The 26,998-nt window shown below is 41.2% G+C and carries 22 protein-coding genes and 5 pseudogenes; 22 read left to right on the top strand and 5 right to left on the bottom strand.

Annotation, left to right across the window (positions count from 1 at the left end):
- Position 1: 1 nt before the first annotated feature.
- Both UB51_RS08565 and UB51_RS28470 read left to right on the top strand, forming a co-directional pair.
- Positions 2–604, top strand: a complete 603-nt coding sequence (locus UB51_RS08565; RefSeq protein ID WP_044876946.1) for a class I SAM-dependent methyltransferase — start codon at positions 2–4, stop codon at positions 602–604.
- 482 nt (positions 605–1,086) lie between these two features.
- On the top strand, positions 1,087–1,299 hold the full coding sequence (locus UB51_RS28470; RefSeq protein ID WP_199924995.1) for a GNAT family N-acetyltransferase: 213 nt from the start codon (positions 1,087–1,089) through the stop codon (positions 1,297–1,299).
- A gap of 868 nt (positions 1,300–2,167) precedes the next feature.
- Here the strand turns inward: UB51_RS28470 and UB51_RS29635 are convergent.
- A pseudogene (locus tag UB51_RS29635) lies at positions 2,168–2,360 on the bottom strand (helix-turn-helix domain-containing protein); the annotation flags it as partial.
- A 54-nt stretch (positions 2,361–2,414) separates the two neighbouring features.
- Here UB51_RS29635 and UB51_RS08555 point away from each other — a divergent pair.
- Positions 2,415–2,738: a TetR/AcrR family transcriptional regulator gene (locus UB51_RS08555; RefSeq protein WP_234405573.1), complete on the top strand. Its 324-nt coding sequence runs from the start codon at positions 2,415–2,417 to the stop codon at positions 2,736–2,738.
- 439 nt (positions 2,739–3,177) lie between these two features.
- Here UB51_RS08555 and UB51_RS08550 read toward each other — a convergent pair whose 3' ends face one another.
- Positions 3,178–3,684: an Rrf2 family transcriptional regulator gene (locus UB51_RS08550; protein ID WP_044876945.1), complete on the bottom strand. Its 507-nt coding sequence runs from the start codon at positions 3,682–3,684 to the stop codon at positions 3,178–3,180.
- 232 nt (positions 3,685–3,916) lie between these two features.
- On the opposite strand from UB51_RS08550, the gene UB51_RS08545 reads away from it, so the two are divergent.
- The 8 genes and pseudogenes from UB51_RS08545 to UB51_RS08520 all read left to right on the top strand — a co-directional run bounded on the left by UB51_RS08545 (position 3,917) and on the right by UB51_RS08520 (position 12,700).
- Entirely contained in the window at positions 3,917–4,558 is a 642-nt protein-coding gene (locus UB51_RS08545; protein ID WP_044876944.1) for an FMN-dependent NADH-azoreductase, read from the top strand.
- Positions 4,559–4,693: 135 nt separating this feature from the next.
- Positions 4,694–4,798 (top strand): annotated as a pseudogene (locus UB51_RS28865) (GNAT family N-acetyltransferase); the annotation flags it as partial.
- Positions 4,799–4,831: 33 nt separating this feature from the next.
- A pseudogene (locus UB51_RS26980) lies at positions 4,832–5,069 on the top strand (IS3 family transposase); the annotation flags it as partial.
- A gap of 653 nt (positions 5,070–5,722) precedes the next feature.
- On the top strand, positions 5,723–7,087 hold the full coding sequence (locus UB51_RS08540; protein WP_044876943.1) for a cytochrome ubiquinol oxidase subunit I: 1,365 nt from the start codon (positions 5,723–5,725) through the stop codon (positions 7,085–7,087).
- Positions 7,084–8,100: a cytochrome d ubiquinol oxidase subunit II gene (locus tag UB51_RS08535; protein WP_044876942.1), complete on the top strand. Its 1,017-nt coding sequence runs from the start codon at positions 7,084–7,086 to the stop codon at positions 8,098–8,100. Before UB51_RS08540 ends, UB51_RS08535 begins: the two co-directional genes overlap by 4 nt.
- Before the next feature lie 70 nt (positions 8,101–8,170).
- The gene (gene cydD, locus UB51_RS08530) at positions 8,171–9,988 is read left to right on the top strand and encodes a thiol reductant ABC exporter subunit CydD (protein WP_044876941.1); all 1,818 of its coding nucleotides are present in this window, start codon (positions 8,171–8,173) and stop codon (positions 9,986–9,988) included.
- Entirely contained in the window at positions 9,981–11,708 is a 1,728-nt protein-coding gene (cydC, locus tag UB51_RS08525) for a thiol reductant ABC exporter subunit CydC (RefSeq protein ID WP_044876940.1), read from the top strand. Before cydD ends, cydC begins: the two co-directional genes overlap by 8 nt.
- Positions 11,709–12,133: 425 nt before the next feature.
- Complete coding sequence (locus UB51_RS08520) at positions 12,134–12,700, top strand: metal ABC transporter permease (protein ID WP_044876939.1); 567 nt, start codon at positions 12,134–12,136, stop codon at positions 12,698–12,700.
- 469 nt (positions 12,701–13,169) lie between these two features.
- Here the strand turns inward: UB51_RS08520 and UB51_RS08515 are convergent, their stop codons facing one another.
- The gene (locus UB51_RS08515) at positions 13,170–13,772 is read right to left on the bottom strand and encodes a TetR/AcrR family transcriptional regulator (protein ID WP_044876938.1); all 603 of its coding nucleotides are present in this window, start codon (positions 13,770–13,772) and stop codon (positions 13,170–13,172) included.
- Positions 13,773–14,005: 233 nt separating this feature from the next.
- Here UB51_RS08515 and UB51_RS08510 point away from each other — a divergent pair, with 233 nt between their 5' ends.
- The 5 genes and pseudogenes from UB51_RS08510 to UB51_RS29630 form a co-directional block, all read left to right on the top strand.
- Positions 14,006–14,662 (top strand): DJ-1/PfpI family protein, encoded by a 657-nt coding sequence (locus tag UB51_RS08510; RefSeq protein WP_044876937.1) that lies wholly within the window; start codon positions 14,006–14,008, stop codon positions 14,660–14,662.
- A 370-nt stretch (positions 14,663–15,032) separates the two neighbouring features.
- Positions 15,033–15,554 carry a bis-aminopropyl spermidine synthase family protein gene (locus tag UB51_RS08505; protein WP_052675816.1) on the top strand — a complete coding sequence of 174 codons (522 nt, stop codon included), beginning with the start codon at positions 15,033–15,035 and terminating at the stop codon, positions 15,552–15,554.
- A gap of 53 nt (positions 15,555–15,607) precedes the next feature.
- Positions 15,608–16,243 (top strand): DUF2306 domain-containing protein, encoded by a 636-nt coding sequence (locus UB51_RS08500; protein ID WP_044876936.1) that lies wholly within the window; start codon positions 15,608–15,610, stop codon positions 16,241–16,243.
- 445 nt (positions 16,244–16,688) lie between these two features.
- A complete protein-coding gene (locus UB51_RS08495) occupies positions 16,689–17,033 on the top strand; it encodes a putative quinol monooxygenase (RefSeq protein ID WP_044876935.1) in 345 nt (114 codons plus the stop codon).
- Positions 17,034–17,173: 140 nt separating this feature from the next.
- Positions 17,174–17,326, top strand: a pseudogene (locus tag UB51_RS29630) (IS256 family transposase); the annotation flags it as partial.
- Positions 17,327–18,118: 792 nt separating this feature from the next.
- Here the strand turns inward: UB51_RS29630 and UB51_RS28190 are convergent.
- Positions 18,119–18,274, bottom strand: coding sequence for a hypothetical protein (locus UB51_RS28190; protein ID WP_160297241.1), 156 nt, complete (start codon positions 18,272–18,274; stop codon positions 18,119–18,121).
- Between the two features lie 333 nt (positions 18,275–18,607).
- On the opposite strand from UB51_RS28190, the gene UB51_RS08490 reads away from it, so the two are divergent.
- From UB51_RS08490 to UB51_RS08470, 6 genes and pseudogenes are all read left to right on the top strand, one after another.
- Positions 18,608–19,423: an AAA family ATPase gene (locus tag UB51_RS08490; protein WP_044876934.1), complete on the top strand. Its 816-nt coding sequence runs from the start codon at positions 18,608–18,610 to the stop codon at positions 19,421–19,423.
- 1,146 nt (positions 19,424–20,569) lie between these two features.
- Positions 20,570–21,934: an MFS transporter gene (locus UB51_RS08485; protein WP_082063291.1), complete on the top strand. Its 1,365-nt coding sequence runs from the start codon at positions 20,570–20,572 to the stop codon at positions 21,932–21,934.
- A 70-nt stretch (positions 21,935–22,004) separates the two neighbouring features.
- Positions 22,005–23,222, top strand: coding sequence for a macrolide family glycosyltransferase (locus UB51_RS08480; protein ID WP_044876932.1), 1,218 nt, complete (start codon positions 22,005–22,007; stop codon positions 23,220–23,222).
- Positions 23,223–24,264: 1,042 nt separating this feature from the next.
- Positions 24,265–25,026, top strand: coding sequence for a class I SAM-dependent methyltransferase (locus UB51_RS08475; protein ID WP_044876931.1), 762 nt, complete (start codon positions 24,265–24,267; stop codon positions 25,024–25,026).
- 451 nt (positions 25,027–25,477) lie between these two features.
- A pseudogene (locus UB51_RS28860) lies at positions 25,478–25,623 on the top strand (MarR family transcriptional regulator); the annotation flags it as partial.
- 57 nt (positions 25,624–25,680) lie between these two features.
- Positions 25,681–26,343 (top strand): NAD-dependent epimerase/dehydratase family protein, encoded by a 663-nt coding sequence (locus tag UB51_RS08470; RefSeq protein ID WP_044876930.1) that lies wholly within the window; start codon positions 25,681–25,683, stop codon positions 26,341–26,343.
- Here UB51_RS08470 and UB51_RS08465 read toward each other — a convergent pair.
- A complete protein-coding gene (locus UB51_RS08465; RefSeq protein WP_144406984.1) occupies positions 26,333–26,530 on the bottom strand; it encodes a helix-turn-helix domain-containing protein in 198 nt (65 codons plus the stop codon). The genes UB51_RS08470 and UB51_RS08465 overlap by 11 nt on opposite strands.
- Positions 26,531–26,998 lie beyond the last annotated feature (468 nt).

Here is a 26,998-nt window from a genome sequence, read left to right as displayed (position 1 = left end):
AATGGGAAATACGGATAAGTTTGAAATGATAGCTAATATATATGACACTTCTGAAAGAATTCAAATTGCAAAGGTATCTTCTAATGCCATTCGTGAATATTTAGTTGATGCTAATAGTAAGAATGCTATTGATTTTGGGTGTGGAACTGGTCTTGTCGGAATGAACTTGTTAAACGATTTTAATTCTATGCTATTTCTGGATACTTCACAAAACATGATTAATCAAATAAAGCAAAAAAATTCAGATTTTAATTTTCAGAATGTAGATACATTATGCTTTGATTTTGAAAAGGAAGATCTATCGGATTTACATGCTGACTATATTTTCATGGCTCAGGTTCTACTCCATATTAATGATGTTGAATTTGTTTTATCAAGATTATTTGATGTTCTAAATGAAGGAGGACATTTACTAATCGTAGATTTTAATAAAAATGAAAAAGTAATTTCAGATATAGTTCATAATGGATTTAATCAAGTAAAGCTAACTGACATTATGACTAAAATAGGGTATAGGAATATTCAATCCAAAACTTTTTATAATGGAAATAAAATATTCATGGGACATGATGCATCTATGTTTATTCTTGATTCTCAAAAATAAACTTTTAGGCGGAAATTTCCCGTTAGTAGATTTGAGACTATTGAGATAGGTAGATTAGGGCCATCCTTTACGGGTGGCCTTTAAACTTGCCGTTACAGACAGCGCGGAGAACTGTACCATAAGTAACGGCGAAATATTTGGTGAAACGGCTCCTTTGCAACACATATCAAATCTTCCTAGCAACAATGAAATATTCCTGAGAACTTTTCGTCAAGCAATCCGATTCGACAATTGAAAAATTCCCTTCCTCAATTGTATCGACTAAAGTACGTATTGATGTGGATAAGGACAATTATGAAGAGGTCTGTGACCTATCTGTAGCTGATAATCAATATGATTATGTCGCAGACAATACGTGGTCACTCGTTGAGTCAAAATTCAACCCCTCATACCAAACACGCGCAATTTACTTAGACGGCAAGCCTGTCGGATTTTTCATGTGGGTGCCTGAGACAGACCAAAGAATATCGATTTGACGATTTATGGTGGATCAGCACCATCAAAACAAAGGTATTGGGCGTAGAGCAATGCTACTGGCCCTTGATGAAATTAGGCGGACAGATGGATTGGAAGAGATTGAAATTTGTTACAACCCGAATAATCCTGTAGCGAGAAGCTTTTACTCTAGCTTTGGTTTCGTTGAAGTTGGTATGGACGAAGACGGTGATGATATGTTAGCGATTATTAAAATTTAAACTAGCAGGCAGGCATAAGCCCGCTTTGGCGCTGAAGTTGAATGAGGTGCAGTCTAAGACTTTATTTTTAAGTTTTAGACTGCATTTATTTATATTAGTTGGCTCAGTCTAAAACATATTTATCAGAGGAAAAAGCTATTAAATTTTAAAAACTCGCACTTATACTTTTATTTGCGGATAACATGAGGTTGTATTTGAGAAATGGATATAAACCATGAAGAACAGGTGTAAATGGTTGAAAGTTGATGATGAAACTCATCAACAAATGGAATAGGCTTTAAGGTAATGAATGAATTAATGATTAAGGAAGTAGGAAAGACTGATTGGAGCAATGGAAATCTTGATTTTTTAGGCTATCCTTATTGACTAACGGGGATCGATAGCACCATACAGTCGAACTCAAACAATTGATTATGAATGTTGCTAATAATTTGGGAGATATAACTATTCAAGAGAGTTTGAAGTGGAAACAATTAACTTTTTAATCTAAAAACGGTACACCTATTAGAATCGATCGTTTTTCAGATTCACAAATAGGTCTTTTCGTACATTGTCAAACAATTTTAGTTGAAGAATGGAGAGTACTATTTGGTAACTCTTTAGACTTTTCTAAAAACAGAGTAATCTTACTTTCAGTTAACAGTGAGTTACCAATTGAAGAATTAACACTTTGTATTCAAATGGCGTTGACTTATCATAAAAAATAAAGATACTAAAATACTCGTTCAACGCTAATAGTTTAATTATATTTAGATTTGTATAAAATCACACCTGTTGATTAACCATATATAGGGATTTCTCGATATCCGTATTTATCTAATAGCATAGCATAGAGACCATCCATTCCGCAGAAAGTTGCCCGAGCAATCAGCGCATGTGCGGGCTTGCAGCCGCGATTCTGATGGGCAATGCAAGCCGCTCCTCCTTTTCCGATATCGTTGTTTAAGACGCTGAACCTGTCTCACTGAAAGCCCTAATGAGGCTGCTCCTTCCTGATTCGTCATATGTCCATCCAACAACTTTTTCACAACCAGAACTTTCTTCATCTCGGCATTCGTCAATGTCATTATCTCCTGTCCCATAGTAACATTATCCTAGAACAGTTATGGGATGACATGATCGCTAATTCTGTAGGCATACAGAAGCCATCAATATATTATTATTACTCTTCGAAAGAAGAACTAACAGACGCTGTATTTACTTGGATTTTAGAGGGATATAGTTTTGAAATATACTTTCATATTAATGAGTATACGAAAGGGAATTTTGTAGAGAAGATTATTAGCGATGGATTGCAATTGTTGATTGAAGAATCTACAGATACACAACTGCTTGTTGTCCAGGTATTAAATGAGTTTCTTTTATATGGAAGCCGGGAATCTTCACATAATAAAGAGTATAAATTAAAAATTAAAGCTAATTTCCAGAGTGTCAGATAGTGAGTCGGTATTGACAATAGGGTTAAACAATCATATGTATAAAAACGAGAAACCCGCATAATAGAGGTTTTCTTCGTTTTATGCGATTCGATGCCGCATTTTGCATCAGTTATTCAATTTGGATGGGAAACGTTGAGAGGGATATCAATATATTAAGACCTACAACAAGAAAATATCGGTTCCTGTAGATATCAAAAAATAAAACCATGCGCGTATCACCCGGAAGATAGACACTTTTGAAAAGGAGGTCGGCTTCAAGTTTTTACTAATGCTTCGTGATCTACTGATTGCGGATGCTTCTCCATCATATTCATGTTTCCTATCCGATAATCCGAAAATTTCGGATGTGGAGGTTAGTAATTGATAATAAATATATAAAGCCCAGAAAATTTGCAGAAGATTTTCAGGGCTTTGTTTATATTAATAATTACGTTTTGAGTTAGTTTGAGTTTTTTCTTATAAAGTATTCTCGGCTATCTGTCCGCAATTTTTCAGGTAAAACGTGATTAAGTTCATCATTTAACCATGCAAGGGTCCTATTACGAAGAAACTCACGCATATATTCTTCTGCCTCAAGCATAGTTAAGTTAATCATACAAGAAGAATTGGCGGAAGTACAGGAAGAGCATTCTTTATCTAAATACATAAGATTATTTTTCAAAACATTTTTACATTGGAAAATAGGTTTTACTCCTTCAACTGCTTCTATTACATCCCAAAAAGAAATTTCTTCGGGGGACTTAGCTAATTTATAACCACCCTTTACACCAGGTGTAGAACTCACGATACCAGACTTTGATAATTTACCAAAAACTTTTGAGAGATATGTTTCTGAAAGCCCTTGAAATTCTGAAAGGTCTTTTATTCCAATACTTTCCTCTTCGGGTACGTCTATTAAATAAACAAGGCTATGCAACGCATATTCAACCATAACACTATACTGCATATAGACTCACCTGCTTTCATTGTAAAAAGGCTATCAAAACAATTATTATAAGCCCTAAATGTTTTTTTGTAAATTACCAAAAACTAACTTTAGAATTTTGTCTATAGAATTTGACAAAAGGCTATGAAACTTTTATATTGTAGATTATATAAATCGACGATTAGTTTTATCAACGATTGATATAATCTACAATCAAGATTAAATAAATTAAATTTAAAGGAGAACACATCCAATGAGCAAACTGCTTGTCATCAATGCACATCCAGAAGTCGATTCCACCTCTTCAGTTAGTCTAAATGTATTTAATTACTTTATGAAAATTTATAAGGAGAAGCATTCTAATGATGAAGTTATTGAACAAATTAACTTGTACAAGGACGTAGTACCAATGATAGATCAAACTGTTTTAAGTGCATGGGGAAAATTAAAAACAGGTCAAGAACTAACAAGTCGGGAACAAGAAGTAACAGAGCGTATGAATGATGTATTAAAACAATTTAAAAGTGCAAACAAGTATGTAATTGTTTATCCAGTGCATAACTTTAATGTGCCATCAAAGTTAAAGGATTATATGGATAATATTATGATTGCAAGGGAAACCTTTAAATATACAGAAACGGGATCAGTTGGTCTTCTTAAAGATGGAAGAAGTATGCTTGTGATACAAGGAAGTGGGGCAATCTATACCAATAATGACTGGTATACCGAAATTGAATATTCGCATAAATACTTGAAGTCGATGTTCAATTTTTTCGGTATTGAAGATTATCAAATTCTTCGAGCGCAAGGTACTGATATACTGGACAGAGATGAAGTATTACAAAAAGCATATAAAGAAGCTGAAGAAGCCGCTTCAAATTTAGCAGTGAAATAAGCTAACGGAGAAGTTTAATAACAAAAACTGATCGTAGATAAACCCTTAAGCTCTTGTATAATGAAACTTCAAAAATGAAGGGACTGAACTATGCGCAGATGTCAATATCTTAAACCTGACATTAAAATATAGCATATACAAAAGCTCAACTTTACGTTTGCAGGAACACTTAGACAATATAAAAGAGTAGAAAGAAAGTTTAATGATCTCAATATCTATTCCAAATTAATATCAGATTGATTTGATTTTCTGCCTATTTTGAATTGTAAGTAGCTTTTAAAGCGTCACTGCATACAGTCAAGTATGTCACGTAAGGGCAATTGTCTCGACAATGCTAGTATGGAAAGTTTCTTTGGACATTTAAAGAGTGAGTCGCTCCGACTACTGAAATTCCACAACCCGAAGCAATTAATGAACGAAGTCCACCGCTATATCCACTTTTAAAGCCACCATCGATTCCAAAAGAAATTAAGCCCTTAGTCCGGTTGAATACCGAACTAAGGTTGCTTAGTGATCTTCTTTCATTACTGTCTACTTGACAGGGGTAACTTCAATAGAATGTATCTTTCTTTAAAAGAGAGTATAAAGGGAATGCAATGGGGATAGGTCTTCGACAGGTGACGCCAAAGGCACTGAATAAGCCATCCATAACAGGCGCGGCACACCTAGCATAAATCGATATGCGAGTAGACTTGTAATACCACATATGAGCTAAATGAATCAATAGCTCGATCGGGTATTTTTTGTGTTTTTCACCTAGTTGTCAGAAAGAGTTGATCCTTTCTTGAACGTTTAGGGACGAAGACGTGTCAGTGATTGAATTACTTACAGATCAAGATATAATAATTTTAACTATTAGGTCTCGTCTAGTACTTTGACTGTATTCAGGTACCAGGTTAGAACAGGCTCGCCAGCTCTCACTTCAGCCAGTAACGAACGGCAGTAAAATGCAATGCGTGTGAGGCAAAGCATCAACGTCCCTTACTTTGTGAAAACAATCTCTTTTTGCATACAAAGATAGTGGAACATCTAAGCGCTGGAAAATGTAACGGTGTCAATTACTCTGGCAAACTGGATATGAGATGTAGCCAAACGGTAGCGGGCCTAGTCATGAGCATCAATTTATTACGAAAAATGAACAGAGTTTGAAGGGAGCAGTAAAGAATGGCAATTGATACGGTGCTATGGAGCAGGCTGGTGACAGGCTTGACTCTCGGGTTCCACGTTATTTTTGCGACGATTGGCGTCGGTATACCGCTAATGATCGCTATTGCAGAGTTCATCGGGATCCGCAAGAAGGATCACCATTATACACTTATGGCGAAGAGGTGGTCTCGAGGATTTGTCATTTCTGTAGCGGTTGGTGTCGTGACCGGCACAGCGATTTCACTACAACTAGCCCTGGTGTGGCCGAATTTTATGAAACTGGCTGGGAATGTTATTGCACTTCCGTTATTCATGGAAGTGTTCGCGTTCTTTTTTGAGGCCATCTTCCTGGGCATTTATTTGTATACGTGGGATCGGTTCAAAAATCCGTATATCCATTGGCTGTTGACGATTCCGATTGTCGCCGGGGCAGGCATGTCTGCCGTTTTTATTACGACGGTGAACGGATTCATGAACCAGCCTGGAGGCTTTGTCATGGAAGCAGGTCAATTCACAGCGATTGACCCGGTGCAAGCGATGCTGAATACGGCAACGTTCTCCAAGGTATTCCATGTATTAAGCTCGGCCTATTTGACAGGAGCTGCCTTGTTAGCCGGGATTGCAGCCTTTGCGATGCTCAGAAAAGGGGTGTCCGCATACCACAAAAAATCCTTGAATCTCATGATGGCGGTTGTTTTGCTGTTCGGTTTGCTGAACACGTTAGCCGGAGATGTGTCCGCCAAGTTTTTGGCCGAGCATCAGCCAGAGAAGCTTGCAGCAGCAGAGTGGCATTTTGAGACAGGTAGCGGTGTGGATTTGGTTCTAATGGGATGGCTGAACGCAGAGCATGAAGTTCTAGGGGCTCTTCATCTGCCGAAAGTGCTCAGCTTTCTGGCCTTTGGAGACTTTAATGCAGAGGTAACGGGGCTGGAGGAATTCCCCAAGGATGAATGGCCACCGCTTCTCGTTCATTACCTGTTTGATTTAATGGCCGGAATCGGATTTGCTCTGCTCGCGATTTCGGTCCTGTATTTCCTGTTGGTGTTCTGGAAAAAACGCAATGCGCTTAACAAGTGGATGCTTGGCATCATCGCACTGATCGCACCGCTCGCTTTTCTAGCTGTAGAGCTAGGATGGTTTTATGCAGAAGTTGGGAGACAGCCGTGGATTATCCGTGGATATATGCGTGTTGAGGAGGCTGCCACGTCTTCACCGAATGTAAGAATTATATTTTTCGCCTTATTACTCTTGTACATCGTACTCGGCAGTATGTGTGTAATCGTGCTAAGACGCTTGTTCAACAATAATCCGGCAGAAGTTGAGATGGAGAAATGGATGAAGGAACATCCTAATCAATTTACGGAAAAGGGGGGCACTGAATGATGAGTTACGAATTAATTGGCATCTCGGTGCTCTGGCTGTTCTTGTACGGCTATTTAATTATAGCTTCCATTGATTTCGGAGCGGGATTCTTCGCCTTTTATGCCCGTTTGACGAAGCAGGATCATCTCATTAATCGTCTGATTTCCCGTTATTTATCACCCGTTTGGGAGATCACAAATGTATTTTTTATCTTTTTCTACATTGGCATCGTCGGATTTTTTCCGGACACGGCCTATTATTATGGCTCCGCGCTGCTTGTTCCGGGAAGTATTGCAGTTATTCTTCTTGCGATTCGCGGTTCGTTCTATGCTTTTGAAAATTATGGTTCCAAGAAAAACATAGTATATCTTTTTTTGTACGGAGCTACAGGTTTGCTTATTCCGGCTTCGTTGTCAGTGGCACTTACTTTGTCTGAAGGCGGCTTTATCGTGAAGCAGGGTGAGACGGTTTCTCTTGATTACTGGGCGTTGTTTACCAATCCGTTATCGTGGAGCATCGTTGGACTGGCAATCGTGTCCGTTTTGTTCATTAGCGGCTCATTTCTGACATTTTACGCTTCTCGGGCAGAGGATCATTCGGCGTTGAAGCTGATGCGGAACTACGCTCTGTTTTGGAGCACACCAACGATAATTCTCGCACTGACAGCATTTATCTATTTGGGTCAACACAATGAGCGGCATTTTCAAAATATGATGGATTTATGGTGGTTGCTGGCACTTTCCGTTGCTTTCTTCATGATCGCGATGTGGCTGTTATATAACGGACGCCGTTACGGATTAGCTTTCATATGCATCATGCTGCAATTTTTCTGTGCCTTTTTCGCGTATGGGATTGGGCAATACCCTTATATTCTTGATCCGTATATCACGATTCAAAGCAGCGCCACTTCACCATCGATGGGCTTCGCGCTAGTGGTTGTGTTTATCGGTGGTCTGTGCTTGTTGATCCCTTCACTGATTCTAGTGTTCAGACTTTTCCTATTTGATGCGGATTATGTAAAAGGAAAGAAATAAAGTGGATTGATCCATTATGTCATGTGAGGGGTTCCCTTGCAGGCCTTTATATATAAAGGAGGAGAGTTCTGTGAAGAGGAAATCCAGTCTGATCTCTCAGCAAATGTCTTTACAAAGGAAAAATATGATTCTTCTTGCTATCCTTTCGCTGGCGCTTGGTGTAGCTATTATAAGCCAGGCCGCATTGCTTGCTGAAGCAGTCCAGCGGATTTTTGTGGAGAGAGCTTCCTTTTCATCGGTTGTCATATTGCTCGGCATACTGCTGGCTGTTATGGCTGTACGCACACTGTTGTCGTATGGGAACGGGAAAGTTGGCTTGCATATGGCTGCCCGTGCCAAGACGAATATGCGAGCAGCCGTGCTGCAAAACCTGACCCATGCTTCCATGCCTTCAACCCTTCGTGGACAGACGGGAGGAAAGGTCAGTGTTGCTCTGGATGCTGTGGATGAGGCTGACAGCTATTTCAGTCAGTACATGCCTCGTATGATGGAAGCTGCTATGATCCCGCTTCTGATTTTGGTCGTTACGTTTATCCAACATGTCAACACAGGCTTCATTATGCTGTTTACGGCTCCGTTTATCCCCCTGTTCATGATTTTGGTTGGGCTGAAAACGAAGAACAAATCAGAAGAAAAATATGCGCAACTGGCCGAGTTTTCCGGTACGTTTCTGGATTCTCTTCAAGGGCTAGTTACGTTGAAAATATTCGGACGGGCTCACCGTCAGCAACAGAAGATTGAACGCAGTAGCCTGAGTTACCGTGATGCCACGATGGGCATTTTGAAGATTGCGTTTACGAATACCTTCATGCTGGAATCGATCGTGATGTTAAGCATCGGCATTGTCGCTCTCGAACTGGCCATTCAGTTGCTCGTTTTCAAATCGATGACGTTCCACACCGCCTTTCTCGTTTTGTTGCTCGTTCCCGAGTTTTACAGCCTATTAAAGAATACGGGAACGGCTTTTCACAGCGGTCGAACAAGTATGGGAGCAGTTCGTAAAGTGGAACAGATGCTTGTAGAAACGAGCAACAGAAGCACCCCAACCGAGGGTGAAGAGGGAATGTACACAAGCGATAGGAACGATGTGGTGGCACAGACGGACGGGTTCCGGACAGCCCCTGCAGAGATGATTCCAATGCCACCATCCATTGAACTGGACCATCTCCGGTTCCGGTATGCACCTGATTCATTTGAACTTGAGGCAGGCCGGATTTCGCTTGGACCGGGAGAACATATTGCCATTGTTGGAAAAAGTGGCTCAGGGAAAACAACTTTACTCCATCTCATTGCGGGTTTGCTGAAACCAGCATCAGGAACGATTCTGGTGAATGGAAGCCCACTCTCGCAATACGTTGAGGCCGCATGGTTCGAACGTGTTAGCTACATTACACAGCATCCGTATATTTTTGCAGGCACTTTTGCTGAAAATATTGCGATTGGTGCGGGGCGGAACGTCTCCATGGCTGAAATTGAACAGGCTGTGGAGGAAGCTGGACTAGCTGCGGTTGCCGCTCAATTGGAGCAAGGATTGAATACCTTTGTTGGTGAAGGAGGCAGGGGACTGTCTGGTGGGGAAAAGCAACGCCTTGCCTTGGCACGCGCTTTTTTGAAGCGACCTGCCATCATTTTGTTTGATGAACCCACAGTGGGACTGGATTTGCACACCGAGCGGGTATTGCAACGCTCCATTGCGTCACTGGCCAAAACGGCGACGATGATTACGGTGGCTCACCGATTATATACGATTCAACAAGCCGACAAGATTTTGTTTATGGATACTGGAGTGTTGGTGGACTCAGGGCGGCATGACGAGCTTATGGAGCGCCTGCCTCAGTATGCCGAGATGGTAGATGTAGAGCGGAAAGGGGGGTATCATCATGAATGAGCTGGCTGTCCTGTCAAAGGCGATGTTTCAGGAGCGCAAGGATATCATTCTTTCCATTTTGTGTGGATTTATCGCCGGCATAGCCGGTGTGGCACTCTTTTCCGCGAGCGGGTATCTGATTTCGCAAACGGTGTTTGCGCCACCGCTTTATACTTTAATTGTACTCACCTCGATGGTCAAACTGCTTGGTTTGCTTCGGGCGGCAAGTCGTTATGGAGAACGCTTGTATTCTCACCGGGCGACGTTCTCCATGCTTAGCCGTTTGCGTACATCCTTTTTTGCCAAGCTTATTCCTTTAACGCCAGGTATATTGAACAAAAATCGAAGCGGGGATCTGCTTGCGCGGATCGTTGGGGATGTGGAAAGTTTGCAAAATTATTTTTTGCGAGTCGCTTATCCCCCGATTATGGTCGTCATGGTGTTTTTGGCTACGGTGTTGTTTACTTCTACCTTTTCGTTCTGGATTGCCGTTCTGTTTGTGCTAGGTATGTTGGCAACAGCATTCGTTGTACCTGGAATTGTGTTACTCGGGCAGCGGAGAATACATGGACGCGTTCGCGAGCAGAGGGCGCAGCTGTCCACGGAAGTCACCGAAGTGTTGTATGGTTTCCGTGATTTGAAAGTATACGGGCAATTGGCACAGCGGGAGGAGCAGCTTCAGAATGCTTCCGCTGTATTGGCAGCTGAGCAGCAACGAGCAGCAGGGCACTTGCTGCGCGGGCAATCAATGCATGCTTTTGTTACGTTTCTCATTTCCTGGGGAGTGCTGGCGCTTGGCGCCTATTTAATTATGGAAGGAGCGCTTGCAGGCGTATTTCTTGCCATGCTGGTCATGGCTTCGCTAACCGTATTTGAAGAAGCGTCGGCTATGGCCACATTACCCGCGTATAAAGAGGATAGCGAACACGCAGCCAAACGACTGACGGAAACGATACAGACCTCCGATGTGCAGTCTGCGCAGCCAAACGGTGCGTTGTCTGCCGATCAGGCCGTTTCGATGGAGCTATCCCGTGTTACCTTTCAATATGAAGGGGAGTGGAGACCGGCGCTCAGGGAGTTGTCCCTGCACATTTTACCTGGCTCCAAAACAGCGATTGTCGGGCCGAGTGGATCAGGAAAATCAACGATTATCGAATTGCTGCTCAAGCTGCGTACACCAACGGCTGGCGATATACGATTAAACGACGTTTCGGTGAAGAAACTGGATGAGGCGAGCATTTGGCAAACGTCGAATGTAGTCTTGCAGCAAAGTCACTTCTTTCGGGGAACGATCCGGGACAACCTGCTGTTAAATGAAGAAGAACATTCTGATGAACAATTGTCGGGCGTACTTGCCAAAGTGCAACTGCCGAATACATCGTTGACCGATATGGTGTATGAAAAAGGGGAGAACCTATCGGATGGCGAGAAGCAGCGCCTGGCTCTGGCGCGGGCCATGCTTCGTAAAGGACGGTTATGGCTTCTGGACGAACCAACATCCTCACTGGATTACGTGACAGAGCAACGAGTAATGCAGCATCTCTTTGCACAGGCGGCTGAAGATACGCTTCTCTTGATCTGTCATCGACTTACCGGATTGGAAGAGATGGATCGGATTGTAGTCTTGGACCAAGGCAGGATAGTAGAAACGGGTTCCTATTCAGCGTTGATGAAGCAAAAAGGTTATTTTTATGAGATGAAGAAAATCGAGCGGCAAATGATCGGAGAAGCTGAAATGTAAAGAGCGCTGCTCATTTCGTCCGCTGTCGTTCTGCTCGTAATCATGGGGCTCATGAGCTGGATCCGGAACGAGATGAGCGAGTTGTATCTGATGCCATAACCGTTTCGCGGAATATGAAGTATTAATTTCATAGCATGAACATACGAACAACCCGCGAGGCCGTCGACTTTCCGGGTTGTTCGTCGTTTAGTCTGAACCTGAAATGAATTAGCTCTTTCGAGTTATATCAATGATATCGTTTTTTTCACACTGATGGGTAATTCATGAAAATATAAGTGCTATACGCATGAAAGTGGCGATTGAAATGAATATAGCTCTTAAAGAGGGTACGGCCGAATACCGATATTGAAGGATTTGAGCTTTCAACTAAAGGAGGGAGAATCAGTTGCTGTAGTGGGAGAAGATGCCGTGCTAGGAAGCAATGAGTGGAATTGTTTCTAGGGCCACTGTCGAGCAAGCTCAATCTGGATACGGGATTAATCGGGACCTTTTTTCATGACCGGAGCTATTGCCCTTCCCTTTCTTATTTTTCACATCGCAGGCATTCCGGCAATGGATGTATTCGGACTGTTTGTCGGAAGTATTTTGACATTGACTACGCTGGATATCATTTTTCTTACTGTCCTGTCACTGGTCGTGGTTGGAATGTACTGGTTATTTTTTACAGAGAGTTGCAATTTCTTTTTTACGACGAAGATCAAGCGAAGTGGCTGGGAGTACCTACGGATACGCTGAAGAGCGTGTTGCTGTTTCTAACCGGACTTTCGATTGGGCTTATTATGAAAATCGTAGGAGCACTTATGATTGACGCGATTATATTGTTGCCCGCAATGGCCGCATTAAGGATAGGACGAAGCTTTGGACAATTGATCGTGTGGATGTCCGTCTTTGGGTTGCTCACGACTTACGGTGGACTACTGCTTTCCTTGCAGTTTGACTTTCCAACCGGTGCGAGCATCACGCTGCAGGAATCGTATACGGACGCAATGTGATTCAGCATCCGAATCCTGCCGGCATGATGGCTGCGTTAATGTCGATCGTGCATGAAGGCGCAGCGGCGGAACAAGCGCTTACGGTATTGAAGGGAGGCGAATAGCTGACCGATCGATTCGTTCCGCCGATATCGGCTTCGGTCTCATGATAGGAGTTCACCGGCGCGGCGGACAAAGGAAAACATGATCGCATCTATGATGTTAGTTGTTGCCCACAAAAAGTAGTGCTTGAAAAGGGGACAGTAAAAGGGGTCAACGTATCATTTCGGGAAAGTTGTACACTTAGAATCAATTTGGACATAATTAAACCAGCTACCTGTACGTTAACGGATTTTTTCACATAAAAAGCCGATTTCCTGTTCATTAAGGAATCGACTTTTTTTTAAGGGTGACAGCCGAGATACATGTAGTTTAGGTTATAGATTGGATTTTATTCCTATCAGTCCAGCTCTGAAAAACAAATCAAAATCTATATATATGCATCAGTTTGTAGCATAAATAAATAATGCAGTATCTGCTGCTTACTGTAGGCAATGTGTTTATTATCTCTTTCTAGTTTGCTAGCCATAATACTCCCTTCAAAAATTGCAACAATAAAGGAGGCCACCGCCTTTGTATCGATATTAGGTTTTAACTCTCCGTTTTGAATACCTTCTTCGATAATCTCTTCAATCATGTTGAGAAATGTATGGAAAACTCGAAGTGCCTTTTCCCTTAACAGCGAATTGGTATCATCACTGTCTACAGCAGTATTCAGCAACGGACATCCCCCTTTTATTGGGGGGTTATTTATTACATCTTCATATACATTAAAAAATGCACCGATTTTTTCTAATACTGTATTAGCATGGAATATCTCTTCAGAATAATGTTGAGAGACAGTATCAATAGCGTAATCAAACGCCTCTAAAGCAATCTCATCTTTACTTTTGAAATTCCGGTAAATTGCCCCCTTTTGCAGTCCTGTAGCCTCCATAATGTCATTCATTGAACAGCCAGCATACCCTTTCTGATTAAATAATTCTGCCGATTTTAGGACGATGTGCCTTCGTGTCTGTTCACCTTTTCGCATAATATCCTCCATTATTTATTATTGTTAAGAAAGTGTAACATGTTTTAGCTGTACATTAACATATAGTATGTTATCTTAAAAGAGACCGAACGGTCTTTTTTTAGGAGATTTACTAAAAGGAGCTGGTATGAGGAATACTATTTGATTGGCATTTAACATTCTTACCATATCATTGATACCCATCATGTAATTATTTTGAAAAGAAATTTTAGTTAAATTAAGGAGAGATCATCTTGAAAATCTCAATCATGCTTTTCGATGGAATCACAGCATTGGATGCAATTGGTCCATACGAGGTATTTGCTGCTACAATGAAATGTGAAGTGAAGTTTGTCGCTAAGAAAAAGGGGTTAATTAAATTGGACTCAAATATGGGCTATTTGCATGCCGATTACAGTTTTTCTGAAGTTACTTCAGCTGATATTCTTGTTGTTCCAGGTTGCAGTCCGCCAAATTATAAAACTCCAATGAATGACGAAGAAACGTTAAATTGGATTCGCCAAATACATGAAACTACGAAATGGACCACGTCGGTTTGTAACGGATCTCTGATTTTGAGCGCCGCAGGCTTGTTAAATGGAATCGTAGCCACCAGTCATTGGGGATCCTTCGACCTGCTTCAATCTCTTGGAACAATTCCAACAGATGAAAGAGTGGTTCGTCAGGGCAAAATCGTTACAGCAGCCGGTGTCTCCTCTGGTATCGATATGGCACTTCAATTAATAGCATGGGAATTGGGAGAAGATATGAGTAAAGGAGTCCAGCTGATTTTGGAATACGATCCTCAGCCTCCGTTTGACACGGGTTCCCCAAAGAAAGCGCCTGCTTTATTGGTAGAACAAATAAGAGGGATGTTACAAGAGTTTGCAAAACGGGAGCCCAATTTATAAATCACAAATAAATCAGCACGTTCTTGATAGCAGTATTGGGGCTGTATATTGGGTGACGATTGCTCCTTTGAAAAATTAGGGAATAAAGAATTTTTTGTGAAACAACAGTCAACTATATCCACATATATCAATTGTTGGGCGGCACGACTCGTGTACTCATTCCGGACAACTTGAAGATCTGAATAGAGAAAGCATCCGAGCACTCCGCTGTTATCAATAAGATCTATCACGAGATGGCCGAGCACTACAATATGGCCATTGTTCCTGCACGTGTCCGTAAGGTGAAACGATTGCGCGAAGGAGTGAGGACTGCCGATTCAATGACGCGGGTTGGATTTAAGGCCGCTGCCGGAAAACCTGCACGGGCAGTATGATTGTTTCTTTACGGATCCCCCTATACGCTTCCGGGATGGGCCTGAGCCTGTTCGTATCGCGCGGCAGCCAGGCATTGAAGAGGGAGAAGGGACTGCCTATTTTTCTGTCCTTTGCCCATAAATCGCCTGCTTTTATGCTTTCCATGCAGCGCGAATTTCTCCGCATGGGGCTGACGGTCAGCGCTAATTTCCCGCAATTCAACGCCTACGAAGGCGCGGAAATTAGCGCTAACCGGTGCCAGATGTTCATTCTGCGGACAACGGATCAGACGAAGCCGGAATATTCAGAGAAATTCACGGACACTTTGTATACAGGCGAAGTGAAACAAACACTGCGCACCTACCGCTGCAAGCAGTGTTTAAGAGAAGTGTATGTCGGCATCAATGGTGAGTTTGCGACCATCGAGGAGCTTAAGAATGAAGGATGCATGGGCTGTGGCAATGATACGTTTGAGATGATTGCCAAAAAACGAGTATCAAAAGAAGGGAATGACAAAAGTGATCATGCGGCAAGTTGAAGTGCGTGACGCATAAAAAAATTACTTATGAAGTCGCGGAGGTATTGGATCATATGGTAAAACGGAAAACATTATATGCGCTTTTGGCTTGTGTCACTATTCTATTTATCCTGTACACTTTGGTAGGAAATTATTTGATTCATCCTGGAGCCGAGGGGTTTTTAAGCCATAAAACGGGACTTAAGCGAGAGCTTAATCTTCCGGTTTGGCTGAACATTATGTATATTCATGTCGCATTTGCCTGCATCGCCATGGCGGCAGGGCTGCTCAATTTTTCCAATCGTATTTTTGAAAAAAGCCGCAAATTTCATCGCATAAACGGATATGTTTATTTAGTGTCCGTATTTCTCGTCGTGTTGACTTCCGGATACATGGCGCCTTATGCCACCGGAGGGAAAATAACCAGCATAGGATTAAATACGCTAAATATCGTATGGCTGTTTATCACCATAACGGCGCTTGTCCAGATCAAAAAGAGACGGATAACCCGTCACCGGAACTGGATGATCCGAAGTTACGCCTTTTGTTATACAAACATGCTGATTCATCTCATTTCCTCCCTGTTACATCAGGGATTCGGGTACGCTTACGTTACCAGCTACACTCTTGGTGTTTACGGCTCCATCCTGCTGCTGCTGGTTATTCCTTCTATCATTATCCGTACGATTGGGTCGATCCGTGTAGAATGACGGCAATGAATTTTGACAGAAATGAAACACGACCCCGAAGAAGCGATAACGGACTTGGCTTTTCATTTGCAAAACTGGATATGGCCATGGAACGGTCCGGAATGCTGGTATTGGAATAGACGGCTGTGCCGCAGGCGTAGACAAGCTGTTTGAAGCGGGAATTTCTTTCGCAAAACAAACAGGATCCCAAAGATTGGGGGCATCGCATGTCATTGGTGTGTTATTTGACACAAAGTTACCTACATTGTGGCGATGTTGGTTTATGTAAAAGCAATCATGTTATGCAAAATTCTAGTCGCACTTCATTGAGCTAACGGGCAGTTTTGAATGGAATTAGCTTATGTATTCATAAGACGGTACTAGGAAGGCTGCCGGTTATAACTTTGAGTGACATGATATGATTACTTAGATGATAAGTCTAAACTTATTAAGTAGGAGGATATTTATGAGTAATAATAGAGAAAACGTAATACTTTATATAAGATTTAAAATTAAAAGTGGAAAAAAGGAAGAATTCAGAGAATTATTATCTGCTAATATGAGAGCGATGGAACATGAACCAGCTTTTGTAAGTGCCGTTCTTTCAGATGATATTGATAATTCAAATGAGGTTACTCTTTTTGAAATCTGGAAAGGAACAAAGGAAAGTTGGCTAAAAGAAGAACTTCCTAAACCTTATAGAAAAAGATATGAGAATAAACTTGTGGATTTAATCGATGAAAGAATGATTAGTTATCTTACACCAACGAATGAGTGGAGAACTAATTTAACAAACAACAAGATAGATTAATTTATAATTTAAAGAGTGACTTGTCTAAAACAGATTGCTCTTTCTCATTTTAAAGAAAGGACTGAAACAGAGTCTGTAACTATATTGTGTAAAATCCCAAATCCATTAAAATGGAAATAGAAGTAAGGTTGGGAGAATACATGGCGCTATGGTCAAAGGAAGAACGTCGTCGATTCATTAAGGAGAACAATCTGGTAACAGCTCAGGACTATTCGCAGAGACACTTCAAGAGATGCTTAAAGCGGAAATGGACGCGCATTTTAGGCTACGAAAAACATGACGTTAAGAACAAGTATTTAGTGTAAGAGGACAAGAACATTGTCCTCTTGCCACAAAGAGTAAATCTCGGCATTTTTTTAAGATAATGCGTCCAGCTTTTCATCTGCAAATGCGAGAGAATTCTTCAGTTCGGATGTGAGTTTAGTCTCACGCTCTGTAGTTACCGGAAGATGAAGTAAGCTGTGTGGCAAAGCAGTTACAGCTATATTTTAAGCAATGAAAGCTTATAATGCCTATAAGGCCTTGTCCTCTTCATGATAAATTGGTAGGAGTAGGGTTATTGTTTTTGAAGAGCATCGGGTCTAGCAATTTCGGTCATGTACGAGCGCACCATCACTTGAGCAAACAATTTTAACTAGTGAAATGAAAATTTCGAAACGATAAAAGGGTAGGCGGGGCAAGGGTCTAATCACCCCCGACCCCTAAAATTGCTGATAATAGATTTCGCAAAAATTCCACTGGTGTAAGATGACAAAGAATATAGTCCGATTAATGTCCGCGTAGATCGCGTTTTTTTTGTTTTATCGGAACAGATTCTTGACATTAAGCATTGTCAAGAATCTGTTCCGATTGCCGTTTGGCTGATAATAATTATTTCTTTTATCTTGGAATCCGAGAGAATAAAGTTACATTACATTACATTACATTATTTTGAATGTGATTTCCTCCTAATAAAATGATACTGAAGACGATTTAAACTTACTTTAATTGTACTTATCTAACTTCTTCTAAACGGGACATCTTTGTTAACTTAATAATTTCAGACAATTCATTCAAATCAGTGGGAAAAACCAATAAGATTGTTTCTAACATTGTTTTAATGGAGGAGATAAGACAAGTGATTGCAACGAGATGAACAGCAAAGCTATTGACATAGCGATTTTCTCTTCCACTCGGGTTCCATCTGATATCATAACCCCAACAAATTCACTCCATATAGGAAAAGATATAATAGTAGCCAATGTAATAGGTCCCCCTCTTCTTTTAAGTAGAATCGCCGTCCGCGCTAACAGCTGCAGCACTGACTCCAAGCAAGGCGATAATAACCACGATGAGCGGAAAGGCTAGTGTTGCATTTGGATAATGATGAACCAGGGAGGGCAACTGCATCGGCTATCCAGGCTGCGCGGCGAGAAGACCCTCTCGTCCAGATGAATGTAAACATGAAGGGGGAATGGAATAGATTATTAGTAGTTGGGAAGGTGGGAGAAATACGGCTGCAATCCTAAGAATACATTGTCTTTTTTCTGGTAAAATAGAATTCAAACTATAAGACAGGTAGAAGGAGTGCGGCAATGATTTATTTAAGAAGCTTTAAGCTTTCTGATTATACGGATCGAAATCCCAACATATACCCTGATTATGTATTTAAGCACGTGGCTGGAGAGGTGCTTTTGTTTGATCGAATTACTGTGTTGTATGGCAATAACGGTAGCGGAAAATCCACTTTACTCAATGTAATTTCCAACAAGCTAGGAATCTCGGGGGCTGAAAGAATGACAAGCTATGGGCATAGTATTTATGCTCAGCGATTCCTTGATTTGAGTAGCTATCAGCTTGGGCATGATGAGCAAGAGCATGAAATCAGGCAACTTCCAGAAGGAAGTCGATATATGAAATCAGAGGATATTTTATATGAGATCAAGAAGATACAGCAATCTTCCGTGCTGCGTGAGGGAATAATGTATGAACAGATTAACAAAGGGATGAGCAAGGCTCAGGCAGCACAATATGAAGCTACGTATGCGTTTAAGAAGAAGCTGGAGAACATTCAATTTTCACAAGAAAAATACTCAAATGGAGAAACGTCCATGCAGTTTTTTGAGGAATATCTGCTACCAGGGCAATTGTATTTATTGGACGAGCCGGAAACGTCACTTTCTCCTGCTAATCAAATAAGAATGGCAGAACAAATAAATGAGCTGGCACGATATTTTGATAGTCAATTTATTATTGCCACTCATTCTCCCTTTGTTTTAGGCACGTTACATGCAAAAATTTATAATCTGGATGCCAAGCCTCTTCAAACAGCAGAATGGTTTGAACTAGACAATGTACAATTTTTTTATCGATTTTTCAATAAGCATAAGCAATTGTTTGAAAGAGAGTAGGACAGACACAGATTGTAGCTTTTCATCTGAGCCGGGGTGGGCACAACGGCAAGCGGGCGCTGGCGTCGCAGCGGGCGGGAATCTTTGTAATAGGCGGCGCGGTCGATGTACGACCAACTGCAGGACAGTGCCAATTCGGTGAAACAGAAAGTATGTTGAGGACCACAAGGGGCTGTTCGAAGAGCATCTCTTTGTCATCGGTGGCACGTCCGCCGACGGACTCGGGCCGCATCGCCTGGCTTCCGGATCCACTGCCCATAGGTAACCGGTCGGAGTACGGTGAATTCCATTCCTTCCATAGGCATGAAGCACCCGGTGTTGGTGCGGGTGAACAGGGAAGGGCGGTGAGATGAGCCGAACATTCAATTCTAGAAAAAAATTAAAAAACCTTGGTTGGATAAACTTTACACTTTACGGAAAAACAGAACTTTTGAACTTGGTAAAGCAGCCATCGATGAATTATTAAATCACCATTGAAAAAGAAGTTATGGGTTTGGAACAATACAATCAATAGATCAAGCGTTGTACTATGTGGGGGTAAGACATTACCATACAAAGTCGCTATATTAGCGGCTTTTTTGTTTTAGGGAGCCAAGTTCTTGTCCCGAGCTGAGGACAAGAACTTGGTTCCTTTTCCGATTTGATGTTGATCTAAATAGTTTTACGCATAGATTAAAAACGATGAGAACTCCCAAGGAAGGAGGAATGTCGGGGGACTAGAATATTGCACCATCCGAAATCGCTAAAATTAGCGACTTTTTATTTTCAGAAAGCAGGTCATTTCAGGGGATCGCACGGCGAAGCTTCTCTGGAGCAATGATTACCGAGCGACAGAGAAGGACCATTTACCCTTAAAACTGAATAAAGACAGAGGCAACCCTCAGCCTTACAGGGATATCAACCTGGCTGTGCCGTCTTCGATTGCCGTTATGTACGGTATGATAATCAGTTGAAGTACTCAGCTTGCTTTCTATCACTTCTACTTATTAAACATTTTTATTTACAAAGTATGGTGTTTGTTGTATATTTAGATCATAAAAAAGGTGAATTTTACCATAAAACTCATCTATTATGGAGGTGTAGGAGACAAACAACAATCATAATGGGATTTTTGATACTCAGCACAGGGCGTTGACGATTGGTATTATGCTGGTTCTGACAACCGTAGCTTTCGAGGGGCTGGCTATTACGACAATTGCCGCGAAAATGGCACAAAGCTTGCAGGGTATTCATTTATACGGTTGGATCTTCAGCGCATTTTTGTTATCTCAGCTTGTAGGGACCTTGGTCATGGGTCAGCAGGTTGACAAGCGCGGCGTTTTTACATCCATGCTTGTGTCTTTTAGTGTTTTTGTGCTAGGTACCGTGGTTGCGGCTGTTTCTTTTGATATGCACATGCTTATTGCAGGAAGAGCCCTTCAAGGTTTTGGGGCGGGAGCCCTGATCACATGTGTTTATACCTGTGTAACGTTGCATTATTCGGATGCTCTTCGTACTCAAATTTTAGCGGCATTCTCCATGGCATTTGTCCTGCCTTCCTTAATTGGGCCTTATGTGGCAGGCCTTATTGCCTCCTATATGTCATGGCGGTTTGTTTTCTGGATCGTTTTACCCCTGATTGGATTGGCATTGAGTCTCACATTCCGCTCTTTCCGTGATCTGCAGCTTCGGCAAGTTCTGACAGGTCCAGCCCAAACAGCCGACTCGAAGACTATTCATGCGATTCTACTTGCCATTGGAACAGGGCTGTTACTCACAGGACTCGGTATGATAACCGATTGGAAAGGAATAGTACTCACTTTGGGTGGTTTATTCGTCATGATCCCACAAATGCGCAAACTGCTGCCTAGGGGCACTTTTTCGGTAAAAAAAGGATTGCCTGCTACATTGGTTTCCAGAGGGTTGTATGTTGCTTGTTATTTTACAACGGAAAGTTTTGTGATCTTGGCACTAACCGAAGTAAAGGGGTTATCGGCAGACCTTGCTGGCCTCCTTGTAGCAGCAGGTTCTTTGAGCTGGTCCGCCGCAGCGTGGTTGCAAGCCAAGCTTGATGTACGAGATCGAGGTCGTGGCCGAAAGCGCAGAGTCATGGTGGGCATTGGGATTATGATCGCTGGGACTGTACTTGTGATCCTAGCCCTTATGTTGTCGGACGGTGGAATTATACTCATCCTGCTCTCGCAAATGATTACCGGCTTCGGTGTTGGATTGGCCAACCCTACAACTGCGGCTATTGCTTTACAACATGCCGCGCCTAGGAAAGAGGGAGAAATGTCCGCGAATCTCCAATTCGTGGATTCCTTCTATATGGGAGTAAGCATTGGAGTTGGCGGTGCTCTAATCGCCTTGTCCGAAACTTTACAGTGGGGCATATCGACAGGAGTTTTGATGGTGTTAACACTCCAATTATTATTAGTCTTATTAAGTTTCTTGGCATCCTTACGAATCACCGAACTCGTTCATCAAGAACATCATCCGATCAGCCAGGTGAAGGAGAACATTCCCATGTAACGGATGAGGGTCGCGTCGTTAAATACATCACGAAGAACGGGGAAAAAAATTGCATTGGGAGGTGGACAAGATGGCACGTGTATTAGTTGTCATTACTCCGGCTGAGGGCCATGTGAATCCGTCATTAGGATTAGTTACTCAGTTGATTGACAGTGGAGAGGAAGTTGTCTATGTGTGCACGGAGGAGTACCGTTCCCGAATTGAACAAACCGGAGCCCAGTTAATTACCTATCCATTTCCGCAAGATGCCTTCTCTCATGATCCGGTGTTGAAACCGCAGGAGTACACGCATTCTTATCAGTTCATTTATATGATGGTAGGCGGTATCATTCGGAGGATGATACCCGAAGTGCTTCGAGTGATAGAAAATCAAAAGTTCGATTATTTGATCTTTGATTCCCTGATGGGCTGGGGAGGGACTATTCTTGCAGAAAAACTGGGAATTCCCGCGGTGTGTTCGATTGCCTCCTTTGCTTTCGTAGATCCTTTAGGGGCTGGCCAAGGCTTGAATGAGAAGGAGATGGATACGAATACGAAGGAACTGTATGAGGCTACGATGAAGATAACGCGTGAGTTAGCCCAAGAGTTTCAAGTGAGTATTCCAGCCATGGAAGAGATTCCGGCACATGCAGGTCGGTTAAAGCTCGTGTATACAAGCCGTTATTTTCAGCCGCAGGCAGAAAAGCTGGACAATAGTTTTATTTTCACTGGTCCTTCAATCATACCGCGTCAAGATGCTCCGACCTTCTCGTTCGAGCTGCTTCGTGAACGTTACCCGCAAACCGTATACATTGCCATGGGAACCATTTTAAATAAAAACTTGGATTTCTATCAGCTTTGCTTTGAAGCATTTGGGGATTTGCTGGTGAATGTGGTTCTATCTTCAGGAAGATACACGGATATGGAGCCGCTGGCTGATCGAATTCCTCATAATTTTATCGTCAAGCCATACATTGCACAGTTGGATATGCTGCAGCATACGGATGTTTTTATTACACATGCCGGAATGAACAGTACGAGTGAGGCGCTTTATTACAACGTTCCGTTGGTGATGATTCCATTAACGTCGGATCAGCCTCTTGTCGCCAATCGGGTACAGGAGTTGGGAGCGGGTATCACTTTAAATAAACATAACCTCAGTGCAACTGATTTGAGAGAGGCATTAGCAGAAGTCCTAAGCAATCCGTTTTATAAACAGCAGGCTTACCTCATCGGTGAATCTTTACGGCAAGCCGGCGGTTATAAGTGGGCCGCCGAAATGATTATGAGTCATTTTGCTAAGGTTTAATCTTCATATTCCATAATCGAATACACATCTTTTGGACTCCAGCGACAGAGGTTTTGGGATTACCGCACTAATTGGAAAAATCAGACCGTATGGTCTGATTTTCTGCTTTTACAAATACGCTGAAATGAAATGATCCAGAACCGGAAATCTGCTCTCGCCAAGATTTCTAAAGAATCGTGCAAATAATAAGAAAGTAACACCATACAAATTAATCATCGACATACTTGCGCTCTGGAGAGGTTTAGTTAACATAGTCGAAGGGTATAACAACACAGTACACACTAGCAAAATCATCTGTTTTCTATGATTCGTGAGTAAGTTGTGCGGAATTTGAATGGTTATGTGAATGCAGCGGAGATTATGCACCGTATCGATCTATATATCGTGAGAAAGAACCATTTATTCCATTGACAGAATTTTATCATGAACAGATTAATAGAATTAGCGAAAGCTCTGTAATTGCCTACTTAAGTACCTTAGAACGATTCTTTCACTGGTTAAAGTATAAAAGTCACTATAAGGGCCTGAAAGTATCTTGGAATGATGAATCAAATGCAATCAAACTATCAGACAATATCTGATTCAAGAGATGCATTGTAAGATACGTGGTCGAGAAAGGCATGAAGGGATCTACTTAACTAGCAAGAGTTCCAAAACTGTTCAATTGTTTTTATCAGCTATTAAGAGTTTCTACAAGACGATGATTTTACTAGAAATGTATAAACACAATAATCCTTTATTAGATATTGAATTTGATATTAAGATATATATTGCCGAACAGAATCAAATTTGGCTAAAGAATGAGTTTGAAAAATACACGTAATTTTAAAAATAACATCGAAAATGTATTTATTAAATCTATAGCCACTGTTGCTTTAAAAGAATAAACTTCGTACAATATTCTTATATATTACGGAAAGCGAGTGATCTTTTATGATAGTCAGATCTGTTCATTCATCTATTAAAATCGAGGTACGGAAGTTTTAATATTAGAAAATTCTTTTATTAATAATCTTCCGTACATAAAAACGGAGGAAAAAACATGTTTAGTTATTACAGTTCACTTTGTACCGAAATCTATGATTTCACCAAACCTGTGGGGTATTCTTTAGACGGTGATATTGAGTATTACCAAGAACGGTTAAAAACTTGTCAGGGACGTATTCTTGAAGCAGCAGTTGGTTCAGGACGAGTTATGATTCCGTTGCTTGAGGCTGGATATACTGTCGATGGAATTGATTACTCTCCTGAAATGTTGGACTCGTGTCGTAAACGGTGTAAAGAAAGAGGACTGAATCCAAACTTATATGAAGGTGAATTACAGGGATTTTCATTGCCATTTAAGTATGAGGCGGTTATTATTCCTACGGGTTCCTTTTGTTTGATCGAGAAGCGAGAAGATTCTCTAAACGCATTAACATGCTTTTATAAGCACCTTGTTCCAGGGGGACGCTTGATTGTTGATCTTGAATTACCTCATGGTTGGAAAACAGGAGAGATTTCTACGTCAACTTTTTCTCTACCTAATGGGGAAGGGATTACGATGGAAAGCAAATCGTTTGAAATAGATTGGCTCAATCAATATACAGTATCCTATTTAAAATATGAAAAATGGCACCAAGGAAAGTTGAGTCAATCCGAGTTGCAACGCTTTGCAATGCGTTGGTATGGAATAGATGAGTTCAAACTTATTTTAGAGAGTATCGGTTTCACTGATATTACATGTTCTGCTGATTATGTTTACAACAAGCAACCAACTAACGCGGGTCAAGTGATTACTTTTGAAGCCATTCGAAAGCAATAAGGTAGAAAAGCCATTGTCTGTATAAGACAGTGGCTTTTCTAATTACAGAATCAGAAAAGTGATGTGTCACATCATATCTTATTTTTTTACTGGGAAAGTGGGAGGTATATAATGTAACACATCTACATCATTGTCGGGTGACAAGAACATAATCCGATTGCCGACGAAGGCACAAATAATGATAATATTCATGAGATCCTAAGGATCGACAGCCTCGCTACGCTAACGGGCAGGATAACATAATCAAATACAACTATATAACTCCATTATATTTGGTAAAATCTTCGGTTGATGAGGATCAAACAGCTCTAACTCGATTTGGAATAAAAGAGAGATCGAGCCTTTTGCAGTGGCCGAGGAGGAATATAGTTCCAGATACGAAGAAAGGCGGGGTATTGATGTGTTATAACAATGTGTTGACACAAAAGTAATTAGGAGCCATACTATATATATGAACAACAATAATAAAATAATAAATGACATTGACGCTATTCCCTCGCTTGTACAATCCAAGCGTCAGATTGATCGCTATAACCTAGACATAGAGCACAGGCTATACTCGTCGCGTCTAGGCTAATGGCAGCGGGAGCCAAGCTTCACTATGGACAGACGAATAGTTAATAACATTTAATTGAGAAAAAGGAGGGATCCATCGTGAAAATAAGAGCGATAATTACAGGTGTTACGGGGATGGTTGGCGAGGGTGTGTTACATGAATGCCTGCAGCATCCTGATGTGGAACATGTATTAGTAATTAACCGCAAACCATGCGGCGTTTCACATCCCAAATTAACTGAAATCATCCACAAGGATTTTTTTGATTTATCTGCAATCAAGTCTCAATTAAGCAACTATAATGCATGCTACTTTTGTTTGGGTGTAAGCTCTGTTGGTTTGAAGGAGGAGGAGTACTCACGATTATCGTTTGACCTTACTGTGCATATGGCAGAAATGCTCGCAGGCTTGAACCCAGATATGGTGTTCTGCTATGTTTCCGGAATGGGGACGGATAGTACAGAGCTAGGAAAAAGGATGTGGGCAAGAGTGAAGGGCAAGACAGAAAATCACCTCATGCAGCTGCCTTTCAAAAAAGCATACATGTTTCGCCCTGCCTACATCAATCCAATAAAGGGATTAAAAAATACGCATAAATCTTATTATGCATTTATGTGGCTATTTCCTATTCTAAGAAGACTATTTCCAAACGTTACAGTGTCTTTAAAGGAGCTTGGTATTGCAATGATTCATACTGTTACAAAAGGATATGATAAATCTATTCTGGAGAGCAAGGATATCATTAATTTGGCTAAATCCTAACCGGGTACATTTGGCTTATCTTATAATCTAATTCATCTGAGCTCAATAATACAGCTGATTTATCAGGGTAATTATTCTCAATGTGTCGCTCTCCCCAAGCACAAAGTGCTGCAGCAATATGCGTAAGTGAGCGACCATACTCCGTTAGATGAGGATCAAACAGCTCTAACTCGATTTGGATGTCCAATGACACTAAAGTTCCTACATAAGCAGTATCTGTAAAGCCTGATAAATCAGGCTTTTTTATTTTTATGTAGGCAAATTGATGTCACGCTAAAATGCACTAATCTGCCTACATTATGAGATTTTGACATAAATTCACCTACATTGTTGCGGTGCTTTAATTAATGATACTAACAAAGTATCTAAAGTGATTATATATCCGGTAAAGGTAAACACAGTATGTTTAGTAATTATTTAATTTTTATTCTTGAATACTTCTGAAAGAAACCCACAGCTTATGTTGTGAGTTTTTTTATTATTAAAAGAAGAATAAAGATGGTATTCAAGCAATAGAGATAGATGGTGATATTTATTATATGGCAAAGAATGGCATTAAATAGTGTCATATTAGTCTGAAATTTATTTAATACATACCAAGATGGATATGCCAGCATTTAAATGCTAGCTATGCATAAATTTAATTTATTTTAGG

It is taken from the genome of Paenibacillus sp. IHBB 10380 (assembly GCF_000949425.1).
GTDB lineage: Bacteria > Bacillota > Bacilli > Paenibacillales > Paenibacillaceae > Paenibacillus_AQ.
The sequence above is the reverse complement of the archived record's forward strand: the minus strand, read 5'-3'. Positions and strand labels throughout refer to the sequence as shown.